General features: G+C 58.6%; 22 protein-coding genes and 1 tRNA gene. 3 read left to right on the top strand and 20 right to left on the bottom strand.

The window, feature by feature from the left end; all coding sequences use genetic code 11:
* Positions 1 to 14: 14 nt before the first annotated feature.
* From IU452_RS20335 to IU452_RS20250, 18 genes are all read right to left on the bottom strand, one after another.
* Entirely contained in the window at positions 15 to 212 is a 198-nt protein-coding gene (locus IU452_RS20335; protein ID WP_195110664.1) for a hypothetical protein, read from the bottom strand.
* Positions 213 to 225: 13 nt separating this feature from the next.
* Entirely contained in the window at positions 226 to 897 is a 672-nt protein-coding gene (locus IU452_RS20330) for a DNA cytosine methyltransferase (protein ID WP_324192718.1), read from the bottom strand.
* 365 nt (positions 898 to 1,262) lie between these two features.
* Positions 1,263 to 1,544: an HNH endonuclease gene (locus tag IU452_RS39545; RefSeq protein ID WP_416382337.1), complete on the bottom strand. Its 282-nt coding sequence runs from the start codon at positions 1,542 to 1,544 to the stop codon at positions 1,263 to 1,265.
* Between the two features lie 109 nt (positions 1,545 to 1,653).
* Entirely contained in the window at positions 1,654 to 2,073 is a 420-nt protein-coding gene (locus tag IU452_RS39540; RefSeq protein WP_416382342.1) for an HNH endonuclease, read from the bottom strand.
* A gap of 184 nt (positions 2,074 to 2,257) precedes the next feature.
* Positions 2,258 to 2,319: transfer RNA gene (locus IU452_RS20315), tRNA-Trp, on the bottom strand.
* Between the two features lie 717 nt (positions 2,320 to 3,036).
* Entirely contained in the window at positions 3,037 to 3,540 is a 504-nt protein-coding gene (locus IU452_RS20310) for a hypothetical protein (protein ID WP_195110662.1), read from the bottom strand.
* Between the two features lie 589 nt (positions 3,541 to 4,129).
* A complete protein-coding gene (locus IU452_RS20305; protein WP_324192717.1) occupies positions 4,130 to 4,519 on the bottom strand; it encodes a nucleoside triphosphate pyrophosphohydrolase family protein in 390 nt (129 codons plus the stop codon).
* Positions 4,516 to 4,818 carry a DUF3310 domain-containing protein gene (locus IU452_RS20300; protein WP_195110660.1) on the bottom strand — a complete coding sequence of 101 codons (303 nt, stop codon included), beginning with the start codon at positions 4,816 to 4,818 and terminating at the stop codon, positions 4,516 to 4,518. Before IU452_RS20300 ends, IU452_RS20305 begins: the two co-directional genes overlap by 4 nt.
* Positions 4,818 to 5,543, bottom strand: coding sequence for an alpha/beta hydrolase family protein (locus IU452_RS20295; RefSeq protein ID WP_195110659.1), 726 nt, complete (start codon positions 5,541 to 5,543; stop codon positions 4,818 to 4,820). Before IU452_RS20295 ends, IU452_RS20300 begins: the two co-directional genes overlap by 1 nt.
* Before the next feature lie 78 nt (positions 5,544 to 5,621).
* Positions 5,622 to 5,804, bottom strand: a complete 183-nt coding sequence (locus tag IU452_RS20290) for a hypothetical protein (protein WP_195110658.1) — start codon at positions 5,802 to 5,804, stop codon at positions 5,622 to 5,624.
* Positions 5,797 to 6,174 (bottom strand): single-stranded DNA-binding protein, encoded by a 378-nt coding sequence (locus IU452_RS20285; RefSeq protein ID WP_195110657.1) that lies wholly within the window; start codon positions 6,172 to 6,174, stop codon positions 5,797 to 5,799. Before IU452_RS20285 ends, IU452_RS20290 begins: the two co-directional genes overlap by 8 nt.
* A gap of 16 nt (positions 6,175 to 6,190) precedes the next feature.
* Positions 6,191 to 7,651 carry an AAA family ATPase gene (locus IU452_RS20280; RefSeq protein WP_195110656.1) on the bottom strand — a complete coding sequence of 487 codons (1,461 nt, stop codon included), beginning with the start codon at positions 7,649 to 7,651 and terminating at the stop codon, positions 6,191 to 6,193.
* 69 nt (positions 7,652 to 7,720) lie between these two features.
* A complete protein-coding gene (locus tag IU452_RS20275; protein ID WP_195110655.1) occupies positions 7,721 to 8,095 on the bottom strand; it encodes a hypothetical protein in 375 nt (124 codons plus the stop codon).
* 555 nt (positions 8,096 to 8,650) lie between these two features.
* A complete protein-coding gene (locus IU452_RS39535) occupies positions 8,651 to 8,893 on the bottom strand; it encodes a WhiB family transcriptional regulator (RefSeq protein WP_416382341.1) in 243 nt (80 codons plus the stop codon).
* A gap of 12 nt (positions 8,894 to 8,905) precedes the next feature.
* On the bottom strand, positions 8,906 to 9,112 hold the full coding sequence (locus tag IU452_RS20265; RefSeq protein WP_195110653.1) for a hypothetical protein: 207 nt from the start codon (positions 9,110 to 9,112) through the stop codon (positions 8,906 to 8,908).
* Complete coding sequence (locus tag IU452_RS20260) at positions 9,112 to 9,804, bottom strand: ERF family protein (protein ID WP_195110652.1); 693 nt, start codon at positions 9,802 to 9,804, stop codon at positions 9,112 to 9,114. Before IU452_RS20260 ends, IU452_RS20265 begins: the two co-directional genes overlap by 1 nt.
* A gap of 79 nt (positions 9,805 to 9,883) precedes the next feature.
* Positions 9,884 to 10,747, bottom strand: a complete 864-nt coding sequence (locus IU452_RS20255) for a hypothetical protein (RefSeq protein ID WP_195110651.1) — start codon at positions 10,745 to 10,747, stop codon at positions 9,884 to 9,886.
* The gene (locus tag IU452_RS20250) at positions 10,748 to 10,909 is read right to left on the bottom strand and encodes a hypothetical protein (protein WP_195110650.1); all 162 of its coding nucleotides are present in this window, start codon (positions 10,907 to 10,909) and stop codon (positions 10,748 to 10,750) included.
* A 1,229-nt stretch (positions 10,910 to 12,138) separates the two neighbouring features.
* Here IU452_RS20250 and IU452_RS20245 point away from each other — a divergent pair.
* The 3 genes from IU452_RS20245 (at position 12,139) to IU452_RS20235 (ending at position 14,296) form a co-directional block, all read left to right on the top strand.
* Positions 12,139 to 12,609, top strand: coding sequence for a hypothetical protein (locus tag IU452_RS20245; protein ID WP_195110649.1), 471 nt, complete (start codon positions 12,139 to 12,141; stop codon positions 12,607 to 12,609).
* On the top strand, positions 12,564 to 13,283 hold the full coding sequence (locus IU452_RS20240; protein WP_195110648.1) for a hypothetical protein: 720 nt from the start codon (positions 12,564 to 12,566) through the stop codon (positions 13,281 to 13,283). Before IU452_RS20245 ends, IU452_RS20240 begins: the two co-directional genes overlap by 46 nt.
* A gap of 563 nt (positions 13,284 to 13,846) precedes the next feature.
* Positions 13,847 to 14,296 (top strand): hypothetical protein, encoded by a 450-nt coding sequence (locus IU452_RS20235; protein WP_195110647.1) that lies wholly within the window; start codon positions 13,847 to 13,849, stop codon positions 14,294 to 14,296.
* A 103-nt stretch (positions 14,297 to 14,399) separates the two neighbouring features.
* On the opposite strand, the gene IU452_RS20230 is transcribed toward IU452_RS20235, so the two are convergent.
* Positions 14,400 to 14,609, bottom strand: a complete 210-nt coding sequence (locus IU452_RS20230; RefSeq protein ID WP_195110646.1) for a hypothetical protein — start codon at positions 14,607 to 14,609, stop codon at positions 14,400 to 14,402.
* Positions 14,606 to 14,833 carry a hypothetical protein gene (locus IU452_RS20225; protein ID WP_195110645.1) on the bottom strand — a complete coding sequence of 76 codons (228 nt, stop codon included), beginning with the start codon at positions 14,831 to 14,833 and terminating at the stop codon, positions 14,606 to 14,608. The genes IU452_RS20230 and IU452_RS20225 overlap by 4 nt, the downstream gene beginning before the upstream one ends.
* Positions 14,834 to 15,057: the final 224 nt, after the last annotated feature.

Genomic DNA, 15,057 nt, shown 5'->3' with positions numbered 1-15,057 from the left:
GCCGACCATAGACGCTATGCGCTGTTGAACTCATCTCGGAAGCTATCAATCTCGGTAGCCTCCTTTTCCTTCGGCGTCATCTCATCAATCTCTTTCGAGAGGTCCCGAATCTGCTTCGCGTATTGCGGCAGGACACCGGGCGACGCCGTTTCCATGGCTTCAATAAGTCGGTCGCGCAAAGCGACGATGGTCTGTAGGTGAGGGTTGGTCATGAGATTTCTTTCCCTACGCTGCGAACAGGGCCGCCTGCTGTGGCGCTTCCGTGTTGGTGTGGCTGAGCATCTGTTCGCCGATAAGGTGCGTGTACGCGGGCGGGATTGCCTCTCGTAGCCCTTCGCGAGTCATCCAGTCGATACCCATAGCGGCCTTAGCTCGCTCGGTGCCGATGAAGTTGCCTACGGGCTGGATGATTTCCCCCGGCTTGGAGGTCCGGCCCATCTTGGTAACCGGCAAATGATGTCCGCGGTGAGCTGGCACCGTAATAGGGAAGCTCGACTCAAACAGCCGATGTCGATAGACCTGCACCCCGTAGAACATGGAACCGCACACCATGACCGGGTTACGCAGGTCAGCACCAGGGACATTCTCGATTATCCATGGCCTAGTGCCGGCTAAGCGCCGGAATGCGTAGCGGACAGACTCCAATACGTCGTCATATTCGTGTCCACCGAGGTTCTTGGTCTTCGAGAATGCCTGGCAGGGCGGTGAAGCGTGGAAGGCATCGAACTCCGCGTGATGGTCCTCTAGGAACTCGATAGCGTCGGCCTGATGGAACTCAAACGGATATTTGGGCTGAGGCTCTATATCGACGCCGACCACTTCATATCCGGCGAGATGGTAGCCAAGTCCAGCGCCGCCTTGCTTGCTGAAGAGATCAAGTAGGCGGGGCTTTTCCACGTTGCGACAACCCCCTATGACCTGCTATCTTCGAACTATGGGAAACAGTGGGTCGAAGCAGCGAGAGGCCATTGTTATGGCCGCTGTTCGCGCTCCTCGCGCCCTTTCTGCCCGCTCGGGTAGCTAACGCCAGGAAGAGAAGAAGGGAGGCTTAGAATGCCCCCCTCCCCCTGTTGCGAGCGATATTGGCGACTGTGCCTGAGGGTGCGCGCGTGAGCGCGGTTAGGGGGTCACTCCCCTACCCTTTCGACTCATTGCCCAGGCACACCGAGAGCACAGGCTCAGATCAACGCTGCGCGCCTATCGCGGTTCAACTTATAGAGGTCTAGGGCAAAGCTAAGAGCGTGGCCTATAAAGGCACGCAGCTACCAAGCGCGTGATGTTGGCATGCGATCAGCGAGCGTGTTAGCTCGATTGCCTCGACTGGCATTGCATGCTCTGTGTGCGGCTCTCAGTTCGCCGAGTAGGTGACCACCTAGTGACCTTGGCGTCACGTGGTCCGCAGTCCAGGACATGCGGTCTGTGTGTGGCAGTGTGACGTCAATCGGCTGGCCACATATCCAACACACTTGCGATTCTTTGCGGAGTTTCTTTGTTGCTCTCACGTATGCTCGATGATTCAAACCTTTGTTGCTCTTATTGCTCATTGATTTGATATCACCTACTTATATGCACATGTATTTCATTCGAATGCGAATGGATAGAGATTGCGCTTGCATAGAAGGCGCCATACAGAGGGGATCTATTTGGAAGGGACTATGCTGCCCTCAGTAGGCAATGCTCGGGTGAGACCACCGATAGCGCATGCTCTAGTTCCCTGATCCTGGATACGTAGTACTTGCGTGCCAGCATTTCAGCGTTGTTGTCGGCATTGGTGACTAGCTGTAAGTGATCAGGATTGATACATGCCGATTTGCCGCAGCGATGATGACAGGCGTTGGAATCTAGCTCATAGCCTAACCGCGCTTCTAATACGATCCTATGGACGGATACTGATACGGATCGACCTTGACTGCGGTAGCGATATACGGGATATCCTTTGCGTAGTTCCCTACTCCATATGTGGCATCCGTTGTCATCCTTGATTGTTAGCGCTCTTGCGCTATGGATGATTCCGACTCTATCGCCTGATTCGATTGATAAGCGTAGTCGTGATGGTTTCCCTATGCAAACCACCACCTATATGGAGAAACCCCCTGAGAAGTGGACCTAGGAGGTTGTTTGAAGAGAATGTTTCTCTTCGTGGCTACCGCAGGTAACCGCGGCCTAGGTTAGCATCCGGGTCGGATGGTTTACATTCCCATATGTAGCGACCAGCGGGAACAAGAAGACCCAGGCGACTAGGGGTCTTTTCATTTGCAGGCTCCCGAGGACTTGAACCCGGCCAATGGCCTTGGAGACCACCGCTCTACCCGTTGAGCTAGGATTGTCTTAGCTGTCGATTCAGGCGTTAGCTGACCCGGTTGCAAGCTGGGTGACCGAATACAGCCAAAGAATCAGCTGTAGGAACAAGGGCATATCGGTTTCCTTTGGGCTAGTACGGGTATCGAGGGTAAGAAAGACCCTGCCCTGCAAGAGGACAGGGTTGGCACTACTCCTCTGCCGCGTCATTCTCGGACTGTTGGGCTACGCTAACCGCGTAAGGTTCCCGGATGACGCTATCGAAGCCTCCACGACTGACGGTCCAACTGCGGTCGCATCATATTTGTATTCGTGGGTACCGGTTAAGGGCCTGAATCAATCGTACGAAAGCAAAGGTAGGGTTCCGTTCTCTAGTGCACTTTTCGATGTTATCCACTTGCCACGATTTCCACGCCCAGCGCCAGCGGTAATCCTCTGGTTGGCTTTCGCCTCCGCGGCCAGCTCTAACGCCTTCAATAGAGTTGCTTTGTCGAACACCCTGCGTCCGCTGACTGTCTTTGCTGTCTTGACCCAACCTTTCGCTCTCCAAGCGTAGAGCGTGGCTAGTGATCGGCGGGTTAGGCGCATGGCTTCATGCTGATTGAGCCACATAAACGCGTGCCAGCCTCCTTTATCCTCCAGTGTGTTCAGATGGCCGAGTGTTCTAGTGAACTAGTCACTAGAAATAGAAGACCCCCTAAGGAGCTAATCCCTAGGGGGTCTTCGTCCATCTGCCTATCAGAACAATCCGGGCTCAGAGTAGGACTCAGGAGCCTTACCGCGATCGCACATCAGCAGTAGGTCAAGGTCTCCCCACTGCTTACGGTTCGCGTTGCGGACGCGCCGCATATCGTCCAGCATCCTTGTCTCCCCGGGCCATCCCTCGCGTGCTAGGAGCTGCACGCCGCGAACGATCTCCCACAGAGCTACGGTGCTGTCACCTGCGAGCCCGACGATTCGGCCCCCAGAACGCCACACAGGGCCCGTAAACGGGAGCTGTAGCGCTACTGCCCAGTTGGCCAGTGTCGAGAACTCAAGGTCTGCGGCATCCATCGCACCGAGGTTGCACGGTGCCTTACGCGGGTCTCGGTGAGCCGTCACCTTGTCGGCCGCCTCCCGCTCCTTGTCGCTCCAGTCGGCGCCGGCCGAAGCTTTGCCGTTGGCGTACATCTGCGCACGCAGAAAGTACACAACATCCGGAGTGTCTAGGACCAGCTCCATGAGTTCGTCAAGGTCGCTCATCGTGTGGCAAGCCCTCCCCATATCCGGCAAGCCGGAATAGCTTCAGAATCTCCCGAACGGGCATAAGGGCGAACTGCTCTCCTGGATCGGCGACGCCTTGGCGTTTCCATGTGAGAAATGCGAAGTCCGCCCTAGCTTCTCGCTTCTGCGCCTCCAGGTCTTCAGCCCATTTACTCCACTGCGGAGCGCGGACGTTCTTGCACTGCTGGATAACTCCCACACCGAGGCCGTTCACCGGGTCTAGGTGGTTGTCTCCGGCGTCGCGCTGATAGCCCGCCCTTGTGCCCTCGCAGTGCGGGAACCCGTTCGCTCTCGCGTAGTCGCGTTGGGAACGCTCGAAAGCGCTGCCCTTGCGCTTCATAGCGTTTGGCATCAGTTCACATCTTCCCTTCCCAACGCAGAGCGTTAATGAGATCAGGCGTCCGCGGGTGAAGGAACTTCCCACTACGTAGCCATTGGTCCGGCTGCCTGTTCGGCGTGCTTACCAATGGCGCGCCTGAGGGTTTCGGCGGCACTCGTTCGCCGCCGTTCGTTCTCGGTGCCATCAAATAGCCCTAACTGCCCTTCGCAGGTCCAACCCTCGAAAGGGTTAGCCTTCCCAACCATGCAAGCGGAGAACGGTTTCGATATCCGGAGGCTGATAGGCGGGGCCCTTCGCGATCTTGCCGTCTCGGCGATAGATCGGTCTACCGTTCTCACCGAGCTTGGTCATGTTCGACCACATGACTTCTCGGAACGCAGCTTCAAGCGGGATGCCGTAGGCAAGGGCTGTGCCCTCGATGATCACAGCCATATCGGCTAGCGCGTCTGCGATCTCAACCATGTCTCCGGCTGCAACAGCGTCCCGGTACTCCCTGAACTCCTCGCGCAAGAGCTTGATTCGAAGCTTTTCGGTCGCCTCGTCCGGGAAGTCAACCCGCGTGTTCACGGGATGCTCGAACGCCTTATGGAACTCGGCGACAGTCCTAGCTCTGCTCACTTGTTCCGCTCCTCGCTCCCGCTCGGTTCCGGGCCCTGCCATTCCAGAAAGGCTCGTAGCCGCTTATCGCTCCCGCGCTCTGCCGGATTGAACTTGGTGACTCCTAGGCGGTAGAACTCGCGGAGGTAAGCCCACAACCCCTTTTCTAAGTCCTCAACCAGCTTGCTAGGGTTCTTGTCTCCCGCGCGCACAACGTATTTCGCAGCGTTGTAGCGATTGCCGGGAAGGTGTTCGATCAAGTCGATAAGCTGTGCGCCATTCTTGCCTTTGTAATGGCTCGGGTTGATCGGGTCTGGCATCAGCCCTCCAAGAAATTGATGCTGTTAGCGGCCCACTGGCAGAACGTGACGTTTGTTCCTGGAACGATCTGCCTCCAGTACTCGGCGTGCCAGCCGTTCAGGTAGCGCTGAGCGTCTGCGGCTGCCTTCCGATAGCGTTCGATCTCGGTTCCGAACCGTTCTGGCCGATGGATGGAGTTCTGCCAATCGCCGGTAAGCAACTTGCTGGCCGCGACGCTGAACCACTCGATTGCGTTGGGCCCCATCGCATCCGTGAAATCTGCGAGGTCCCGCAACGGGCTATCCATGGGGGCTGCGGTGATCGGGTCGCCGGGAAGCGCGAAGTAGTGCACGGTTGCGTCTCGCCACCGGGGCCCGGCGAGGCCGCACCCTCCGGGGTCAACGTCGCCGACGTAGCGGCGGGCCGGGCGGTGCGGGTCGGCGAACAGGTAGGTCCGCGACACCTTGGTATGCTCCGCCAGCTCCCCCGCGATCGTCGCGCCTTGGCTGTAGCCGACCAGGTAGACCGGACCCTCAGCGAGGTCGATAGCCCGGCGCAAGTTCGCCGTTCCCTCGTTCACCGAGTCCCGATATGAGGTGGGCCAGCCGTAGACAGCCGGGTAGAGAACAGTCTCGCGCTCGATGTCTGGCAGTAGAGCGTCAGCCACCGATCGGAGCATGCCGAGCTTGTCCGGTCGACTGGTATCGACATGCCACGTGCCGTCAACGAACAGCACTGTTGCCATGGTGAAACCCCTTTTCAGGCATGAAAAGGGAGGGCACCTGATTGACAGATGCCCTCCGCAACGTCGGATGACGTCTAATCAGAAATTGGTGTAGGTGATCGCTGCACTGATGTCGTTCACCGCATGGCGCAGCTCCCGAATCTCATTGGCGACCATGGACATTGCAGCGGCATGCAACGCTGCGTCCTCGCTCACGCCGGGGCTTTCGATGATCTCGGCGAGGTTGTTCAGGGCCTCATCCAACTTGTCAGGCTTAGACATCCCAGCCACCTCCGTTACCGCCACTGTTGCCGCCACGCTTCGGCAGCGGGCCCGACACCGTACGGATCTTGCCCTTGTTGCTCTTACGGGTCTCGCCGTTGTGCTCGTATTCTTCTTCTTTCAGCGTCCCGGACCATTCGATCTCGCACTTACCGCCGTCGAACTGCTCAGCGATGTACTCGGCAAGAGATCCGAAAGCGGTTGCGTTGACGATGATTTCGTCCTGCTTCTCCCACTCGCTTTCGCTCACCTTCTTGTTGAAGGAGTGGGCGATTGCAAGACGGATGTACGCGGTACCGGAAGCGCTGAAAGCAAGCTCCGGGGTATTAATGATGAAGCCCTTGGAGGGGCCGATGTTCAGAGTTCCCATGAGGCGTGAGCCCTTTCTAAACGTTCCACCGCACAGTAGGCGCGGTGATATTCCATTCGATGCGATTTGCGTCCTGGCGCATGACGAAATCGCCTATGTAGTCGTTCTCGCAGCGGCGCCTGATCTCGCCGTGGCGATCCTTGACGATGGACAGGCAGGCAGCGCCACCCTTGCCGGGCGCGAATGCGCGCCGGACTGCAACCTTGATCGCTGTGCCGTCGATAGCCCGCAGCTTCGCCGAGCCGCCGATAGGGCCACCCTTAGCCGCAGCCTCACCCTTGCCGATGTGGTCGATCAGGGCGACAGTCGCGCCAGTCTTGGCCAGAGGCTTGAAAACCGTTGCGTGACAACGTGTGTAGTCGTCATTGTCGATACTCGACGCGCCGAGTAGCGGCATGATCTCGCCCACCGAGTCAATGCATATCAGGGAGGCACCCCACTCGTGCATGTCCGCAACGATCTCCATCAGATGATCGCCGGAGTCCGGTTCTACGTGGAGAAACCGAGAGTTATCCGTAACCACGCTTTGAGGCACGCCCAGCATCGACAGGCGGGAAGCCAGAGCCGGAGCGCTGTTATGGTCTGCATCAATGTAGAGACACCTTCCATCTTTCTGTTTCAGTACTTCAGCCATGGCCGCTAACACAATCCACGATTTGCCGCCCTCGGGTAGGCCGAAGATCGTGTTAACAGCATTGGGGTACAACAGGGATGCGCCGTCTTCGCGGGACAGGATTGTTGGCTTAGGCCGAACGAACTTCCCGGACTGGAGGACGCTACCCATGTCGCTGTATCCGGCCAGCAGTTGCGGCTTGACCTTGACCGGCCGGAAATCAGTGAGGCTATGACCGCTCATGATGTGGTCTGCGGCGTCCTTGCCCTCTACAGCTTCCACAATCTGGACCGACCGGGCGTAAGCCTGTCGACATTCGCGGGCCACACCGATAGCATGCTCTAATCCCTTGTCGTCCTTATCGGCGATGATGATTACGGCTTTGCCGGATAAGGGCGACCAATCGAACTTGGCGTACTTGCCAGCGCCCATAGCGCCCGAGACTGCTACAGCCCCAACGGATCGCAGTACTTCTACGTCCTTTTCGCCCTCACACACGTAGACCGTGATCACGTGGTCTTCAACAGCTTCCACGTTGTAGAGAGCTGTACCCTGGACGTTGCCCGACTGCGAAAACTCTTTGCCTGGTTTACGTTTGACTATCCGACCGTCTGAATACTTGTATTGAACCCCTGCCGGGGAGTCAAACAAGTCTTTAGGGGATAGCCCCACTAGCTCTAGCACTCGGTCTGTTGGGTCCGAGAATGAATGCAGCAGAACTTGACCGGTGATCTTCCGGATAGACACCGAGCGATCACTACCCGAATGACCGGGTGCTTGCGCATCTGCTTGGTTATCGGACTTCCGATGAACTATTAGACCCTGAGACTCGAATGCCTCTATGACTTTCTCGAAGGCATCCAATGTGTTCCTTAGGTGGCTACCGCAGGTAACCGCGGCCTATCGTATCGCTCTGTCTGACAGTGACGTTCCCTAGAATGGGCTGTCAGTCTCGGAGGTACGCACCCAGACACGGACGTAGCCCTGGTGGTTCTCCCACCGCTTCACCCATCCGGCAGATTTCAGCTCGTCGAGGTAGCGATAGGCGCTCTTGCCGTTCCGGACTCCTGCACGCTTGGCAAGGGCCTGCTTGTACAGCTTCACCGATTCGCCGTCGGTGCTCATCTCCTCCATGTCCCACAGCAGTTCGACGTACAGGGCGAGAGCCTGGCGGCTCAGGCCGTAGCCGAACACGACGGTAGGAACCTTGACCGTGAACGGTTCGAAGTCCGATGCATCTTCGATCACTCCGCCTTCGGCGACAGCTGTTGCGCCGGAGTCAATTACTGCCTTGAGTCGCTTCAGCATGCTTACGTTTCCTCTTTCCTTCTCTGGTGATGCGCCGCGAGTCGCAACGACGGCACAAGTTCAAACCGATGTTTCCGATCCGTACGACACCCGGCCTCGCGCAGGCGCTTACAGTCGGAGTGCCATAGGCACGCTCACAGTCGGAGCACGCAAGTAGCCGAGCCTCAGCTCTGGCCATGGACTCTTCTTTGCGCTCGATCGCGGGCTTGCCGGAATCGCTGGTGTGGCAGACGCTGCACAGGCCCCTAGCAGCGTGGCGTCGCGTACCTGCGACCTGGCGCTTGGCGCTGCTGTGTAGCGGTATCGCGCACTTCACGCAATTGCGATAGGTCGGCAAAACCTTCGGGGGCAGCTCAAGACCCTTGCTCTTGCGCTTGTCGTAGCACGGCTGGCACAGGCCACGCCCCGCATGCGGTCTAATGTCACGCTCACCGGCCCGCCAGCGGGCACGCGAGATCATCGGCCTTTTGCAGTCAAGGCACGGGTTCAGTGGCTTGTACTTGCGAATCCGCGGCGCTTCCACGCCAGCGATTGCCGCCAACTCGGCAAGCGCGCTCACGTGATCACCCCCGCGCGAATCACTCCCGTTGTATGCAAAGGGAACCCGTCAACCGAACGCATCGGCCTAACGGCATCCTCAGCGCATTCACGGAACACCGTGCAGCCTGCGCAGCGGTCGCGAGCGATCCGGGCCCGTTCCCGCTTCGCTGCCTCACTGGTTGCGGGCGGGAGATAGTCCACGTCCCATAGGTGCGGGTTGTCATTGGCGCATACGCCGCGTTTTCGCCAATCCTCCATGTGGCTCAATGGTCAATCCTTGTATTGATGGAACGGCGCGAACGCTTGCACCTGGTGCTCAGTGACAAGCTGAACTGGCCCTTTGGCGCGGTCTAGGCGCTCGAACTCGTACTCTTTGCCGGCCACGGCCTTGGGCCACCGTCGATAGATGTGCATCGGTGCGGGCCCGCTGAAGACGGTCATTCCGTCCGGGACATCTGCGATGTGCTCGTACCGCATCACTCGTCACCGTTGAGGATGATTGCCGACAACAGCGCGGCAAGCTGGCTTTCATCGGTGCATTCGGTGATCTTGCCGGTACCGCCGACTTCTGCCCACTTGGCGCGCAGGTCATCAGGGCTTAGGTTCCGCGCCTTGCACTCAGCAAAGATGTTGTCTCGAATAACCTGTGTATCATTCGGTTTGGCCTTGGCCGCGGCCTTCTTCTTGGCGTCGATCTCACGTGCCTTAGCGGCAGGGCTACCGGGCTGAGGTTCCTTCTTGGTCGCAGACCGCTCGACGTACTCGCTATCCGGGTCCGGGTCGTCGGTCGGCAAGTTGAATAGCTGCAACAGCGCGATGCGGTAGGCAACGCTCATGGCCTTGGCTGTGGCCTTGTCGGCGAAATCGGTTGCCTCGGTTCCCGCTTCGATCGGGTCGGCCATACGATCGCCCTCGGGGCCGTACACCCCGTACTGAACTGTGCCCGTCACCCAAGCCTGACGCTTGCCGCCGCCGCTGGTGATCTCCCGAACGTCCAAGTTCGTACCGATGGGCGCGACGATCAGGCCATGGTTACGCATAGGGCCAGCACAGGCGTTCACTACCTGGTCGACGCCTCTAAAACTGAATTTCTGCGCCAGGTTCTTTTGATCCTTGCGGACCGCGCCAACCTCGCGCATAACCTCGGCGACAGTCTGATAAACGTTCATCGTAGATATTGATCCTTCGTAGCGATCCAGACAACGAACAACATGAAGAGAATGAGGACCATGAGCGATAGCTCGAACATCAGGCGATTCGCTTCAGCTTCGGAATCTTGCGAGCTTCCCTCACATCAAGGGCAAGCTGAACGGCATCCCAGCCGTAATCAATATCCAGCAGGTACATAGCGGCCTCGAACTTGCCGTACTTGTTCTTCTCACGAGGAATCTCGATAAGAACAGCCTGCTTCAGGTCGATATCAGGATGGAGCGGTGAGCGCTCATCCGTCTCAGGGTTATAGCGTTCGCCATGGGCATAGATAGCGCACTGACACGTCACACCTAGCGGGTATTTGCTGTTGTTTACGCCGGATTTCACATCACCGCCCATGACCATACCGTCGACATTCAGGAGCTTGTCCATGGAACCAGCTACCCGAATTTCATCAACCGTAAGGAAGGGCTCTTTGTCGAGAACCCGAGCGCGAGCCTTCTGCATGAGATCGGCGTAGGCCCGCATGGGGCCCTCAGCCTCATAAGGCATGTACTCAGGCCAGCCGCCATCATCAATGATCTCTGTGAACTCATGGAACGCTGTACCGCTGTCTGCCGCCCGGCCCGAACCCGCGGCCGTCATAGCCTTCTCCGTAATGTCCCGCAAGGCGGTCTTGTTGTTGGCATAGGCGTTGGCCCCGTCTCGGGACAGCAGGGACGCCACACGAGCACCTAGAGACCGTTCCTTGACCAGGCCGATAGCAACCATGGCCTTTGCCCAGCCGATAAGGCCGGACTGATCATCCAAGGCTTTGGCCATGGTGCTCGCCCGTGTGTAGGGCTCTCGCTCGATGACGCCAGCGGCCTTGTGCTGGCGGTAAAGCTCGTAGCTGAGGTCATCCCGTGGGTAGAGCAATGGTCTCCCCCAGCGGTCACGCAAGACGCTGTAGTCGGTCATTCAAACCGCCTCGACTGCACGAGCGTTGATCGCCACGATTCGGAAGTCAGCCAAGTCGGTAACTAGCCGCCATGCGGAGAGGTCACCGGTAGCGGCATAATAGTTCGCCGCGATGGCGGCCGCACTGTCCAATGCCTCAATTTGTTCTTGAGCGAATCTCACTCTTTCCCTCCTATTATTGGAAGCGCCTTAGGCCCGACTGCGAACGGGCAGCACTACCGAGAGTGGATAAGGCTCCTCGGTCTTTCCCGAGTGCCAAAGGGAGAATCCGCACAGTTCACCGTACGAATTTCCTTCGAGAGAACCGTTTCCCTCGCTCCCACTGCATAAGGAGCGGTCTAGGACCGGCGAGGGTTGCATTATTTGCCGTCCCATACTCTGGCCTCTCAAAGCTTGAATAAGCAGTGTTAGTAGGCGTCACACTGTGGAGTTATGAAAGAACACGCTCACCTGCTCCGGACATAGCTCCGCCAAGGACGGGTTGCAGGGAGTGAAGAAATAGGGTTGCGCCCTAGCCGGGAGTCGAACACCGGCTAAAACACCGCGTTAGGGCTTGGTCTTTAATTGGATTTAGTTACCCGGTGTGGGTACGTGGGAGAACTTCGCAGGATTGTGAGGATACGTTCCCGCTGTTCGTCGGTTAGCGGCTTGGATCGGCGTTCGCTGTCTTTGAGGCAGGAAACCTGTGGTTCGCGGTTGTGCATGCGGCGGGTCCTCTCGCGGGTTGTGCGTTACGGTGGGCGATCTGGCGCGAAACTGCCTCTGACCGGCCAGATCGCGGCCCGGCGAGCGCTTGACAGTGGCGTAAGACCCTCCGTCTTTCAGAGCCGTTTTCGGCAAGGGAGTAGCCATAATGAAATTCCAAAGGATCAAAAGAGATGACTAACCCTGATCAGGGTTTTCGTCGCGCCCCTCCCGGACTCGAACCGGGATGTGTGCCACTGGGGCTCCCTTCATTACGCTGCCGGTCGTTTCGGTCCTATCGGAACGAGCTGAACAACCTCATCAACCCGCTTCCCCGTCGCCAGCGCCATGCTCGCGATCAGCAATCCGCTCGGTTCCGCGCCCCCTCGAACTCTGTGCAACGTCGCCCGGCTGACCCCGAGAACCCTGGCCAGCTCCTCGTCAGATGTATAGCCGTGCAACGCCTTCAACACGTCTAACAGGTCGACATCGAGCCGAACCGTTGTCGCCCCGATCCGCATCCCTCGTCCCCTCTCTGTCGTCGGCCGGTGTCCGGCCCGTCCGATCTGGCAACGAGCTAACCACCGGGAACGATGAAGGCGCAACCACGATGCATCAAATCTGAGTCGCCGATTCGAGTCGCGACTGCGCATATGCGCAGTTCAGAGGGATTGCGTATGTATCAAAAGTGAGGCACACTGAGGTTGATGAACACACCCCAGAACTGGCGCGACTGGTTCAAAACGATCTCAGAAGGCGGCTCCGAGCGGGCAGTAGGCGCTCGAATGGGTCGCGATGCGAACTACGTCCGGCGCCACGTCAAAATTGACGAGCCCCCGTCCGACGCCGTGATAGCATTCGCACATGCGTTCGAACAGAACCCCGTACTCGCCCTGATCTGGTCAGGGCATGTGACGCCAGGGGAGATCATCGAGGCAGCGAGATCGCTGGACGTCCGACCCGCAGCAACGACCCACCTCCTCGACCTCATCGAGAACACTGTCCAGGAACTCAAGGGTCGGGTTGGTGAACCCGGTCCAGCACAATGGGATTCGACTGAAACATCCAAACCGATGGATACGAATAAGATTCCGTCCGGAACTAACAAGGATGCGGAGCGGGAGGCGTCCTCGTGGCGCAGCCGACGGGAAAAGGCGAGAAAGGGTTTACTCGGTTGATCGTGGGATTGGTAGCCGCCATCGTGGCCAGTGCATCCACTGCTGCGGGCGCCTACGGGCGGCGCGGCACTCCGGAACGCACACAAAGCAGGTCGATGACCTTCGCTCAGGCGGCGCTCAGCGTGTACACCGCGATAGAGGCCCTCCGTCTGCTGTTCATGATCACCGCAACGACCATCGGTCGAGCAAATGCGGTCATGGCATGGTGCGGCGAGATCGCAGGGATAGTCGCCATGTGCGGGGTCTGCGTCCACATCTCCCTCATATGGTCGGTCAATCACGTCACACCATGGATCAAGGCAGCCACAGCGGTTCTCGCTGCCATGTCGATCACCATCTACCTGGGCCTGGGACTGGGCACCACCACAGACCTGATCCCCAGCATCTACCCGGCATTCATCGCGACGACCATCCTGATCACAGGCTTCGTCACGCTCGCATCGGCGATCCTCGTCTACCCACGACCAGCAGGCAGTCAGCTGTCATTGATCCTTCTCGGGCTTGGCGGGTTCTCCGTCGTCATCGTCGGCATTCTCAACTACACCCACCCCGGGATCGGATACCCAGACAGCCACCAGACCACCTGGGTGATCGCCTGCGTCGGCATCACCTGCTACGGATGGGCCGCAATCACCCACCAGCACACCCACCAACCGCAAGCAAAGACCTTGTGAACACTGGAAATATCGCCCGACTCAAGATGTCAACGATGTCTTCGACCCTTAGTTCAAAGCAATGAGGCAAGCGAGCAATCGGGCAGTTGCTAGGAATGGCAACCATCTTCCTGATGGGCTGTCCGACATCGTCAACCACGTCAAAACCACAGGCACACAACGCAAGCCGATCTCCGCCGTCTAACAGTCAGCATCGCCCTTCGGTGGATGCCCTACCCTCAAGCTCGGGGCCTCCGCTATCCAAACCGCGCCCATTGGCGCGACACGAAGAGGGCAAAGGTTCTGGCTGCACACCCAGCCACCGCGTGATCTTCGTCTCATTCATCGCGAGTCTCGTTACCAGTATTTATCGAAACCTCAGCCAGCAAATCTTGTTGTCACGCAACCCTGACCGAGCGCCTCGGTATCATGGTGAAGGATCCGGGCGTGATGCCTGAGTGCTGAATTTGGTTGTCGTAAGCACTATTTGAGTGGCACCCCCAGCGATGCGGCCTGCGGGCTGTGCTGGCAGTATGAGCGGGAAGTTCCGGAAGTGTCCGATTACTACCGTGGAGGAGACTGTCTTGTCACAGACCGTTGCAACACCGTCGTTCGAATCGCTGGGCCGCATGGTGGGTATGCATGTGACCGACCCGTTCGAGGATCTGTCCGGTGTCTCGGTCGGGCTCTCGGACGAACTGCCGTCGGACCGGGACGTCGTCGCCGAATCGGCCGTCGAGTTCGCCCTGGCCAGTATCGGCGGTGTCGGTACCTGCCTGAGCGAGATCGAAGCCACCCACGACACATGCAGGCGCGCGGCAGCCCGCCGCGGAGCGGCGGTGCCGTGCGAGATCCGGCTGGTGAAGGTCGATATCGACGAGGACGGCAGTGGCACGGTCGGTTTCACCGTGGTCTGGTTCGACGAGGATATATTCCGGGTGAAGAAAGACATCTTCGTGGAGGTGGCCGAGGCTCGGCTGGGAGTCGCCGAGGATAATGTGAAGGTCGATCATCGGCTCCCGGTCCGTTGGTGATGTCTTGAGTTAGCGTTGTGGCAAGCCGTCACCGGGTAACGGTCCATATCGCAGACACAGAAGTAGAATGCGAAAACCCCCAAGTTTCCGAAACTTGGGGGTTTCACGCCTCCAACGATCTCACGACAGCCCAGGCGGCCGGTTTCCATTCGATCCGAACGAACTTCAGGTCGAATGGTGCGCCGTTCCTCCGCCCCTGGATCGGCAACACCGTCACCATCATGGATGGGGCGATGATCTTCGCCTTCACCGACACACTTGGCGACTCCCACTCGGCGACAACGTTATCGGACGCCATCAGGTGCGGAATCACGTCCTTCTCCTGTGCATGCTGGATCCCGCATCCAGGCGTTCGCGCTTCGCCTTCAGCTTCGCACTCATCACCGCTTTCTGCTTCATCGTGAAGTCCTCAGACTCCGCCAACTGCATCAGCTCGTCATCCACGTCGTCGCGCTGCTGATACAAGGCCCCAACGCCGCGGGTCTGGGCAACGTCTGAGCGTGTAGGAAGACGGGCACGGCAAGATGCGATCATCACGCGCCCGATCGTGCTCGATGCAGCGAAGAACGCTCCGGGCCGTTGAAATGGAGGCAGCCAGACCGAATGCCGCGCCCCCTGCCATTGGGCCGCACGAGGCGCTGGACCGTACGACGGATGCCGCCTGAGCGGTAGGGTGCGAAGACCCCCAAGCTTCGGGTGTATTGGTCACAACCGAGTCTTGGGGGTCTTCAGCGGCCCGTAGCGAAAAGCGTCAATGGGGG

This window comes from Nocardia transvalensis (assembly GCF_015477765.1).
Taxonomy (GTDB): domain Bacteria; phylum Actinomycetota; class Actinomycetes; order Mycobacteriales; family Mycobacteriaceae; genus Nocardia; species Nocardia transvalensis_A.
This window is presented reverse-complemented; position numbering and strand designations above follow the sequence as displayed.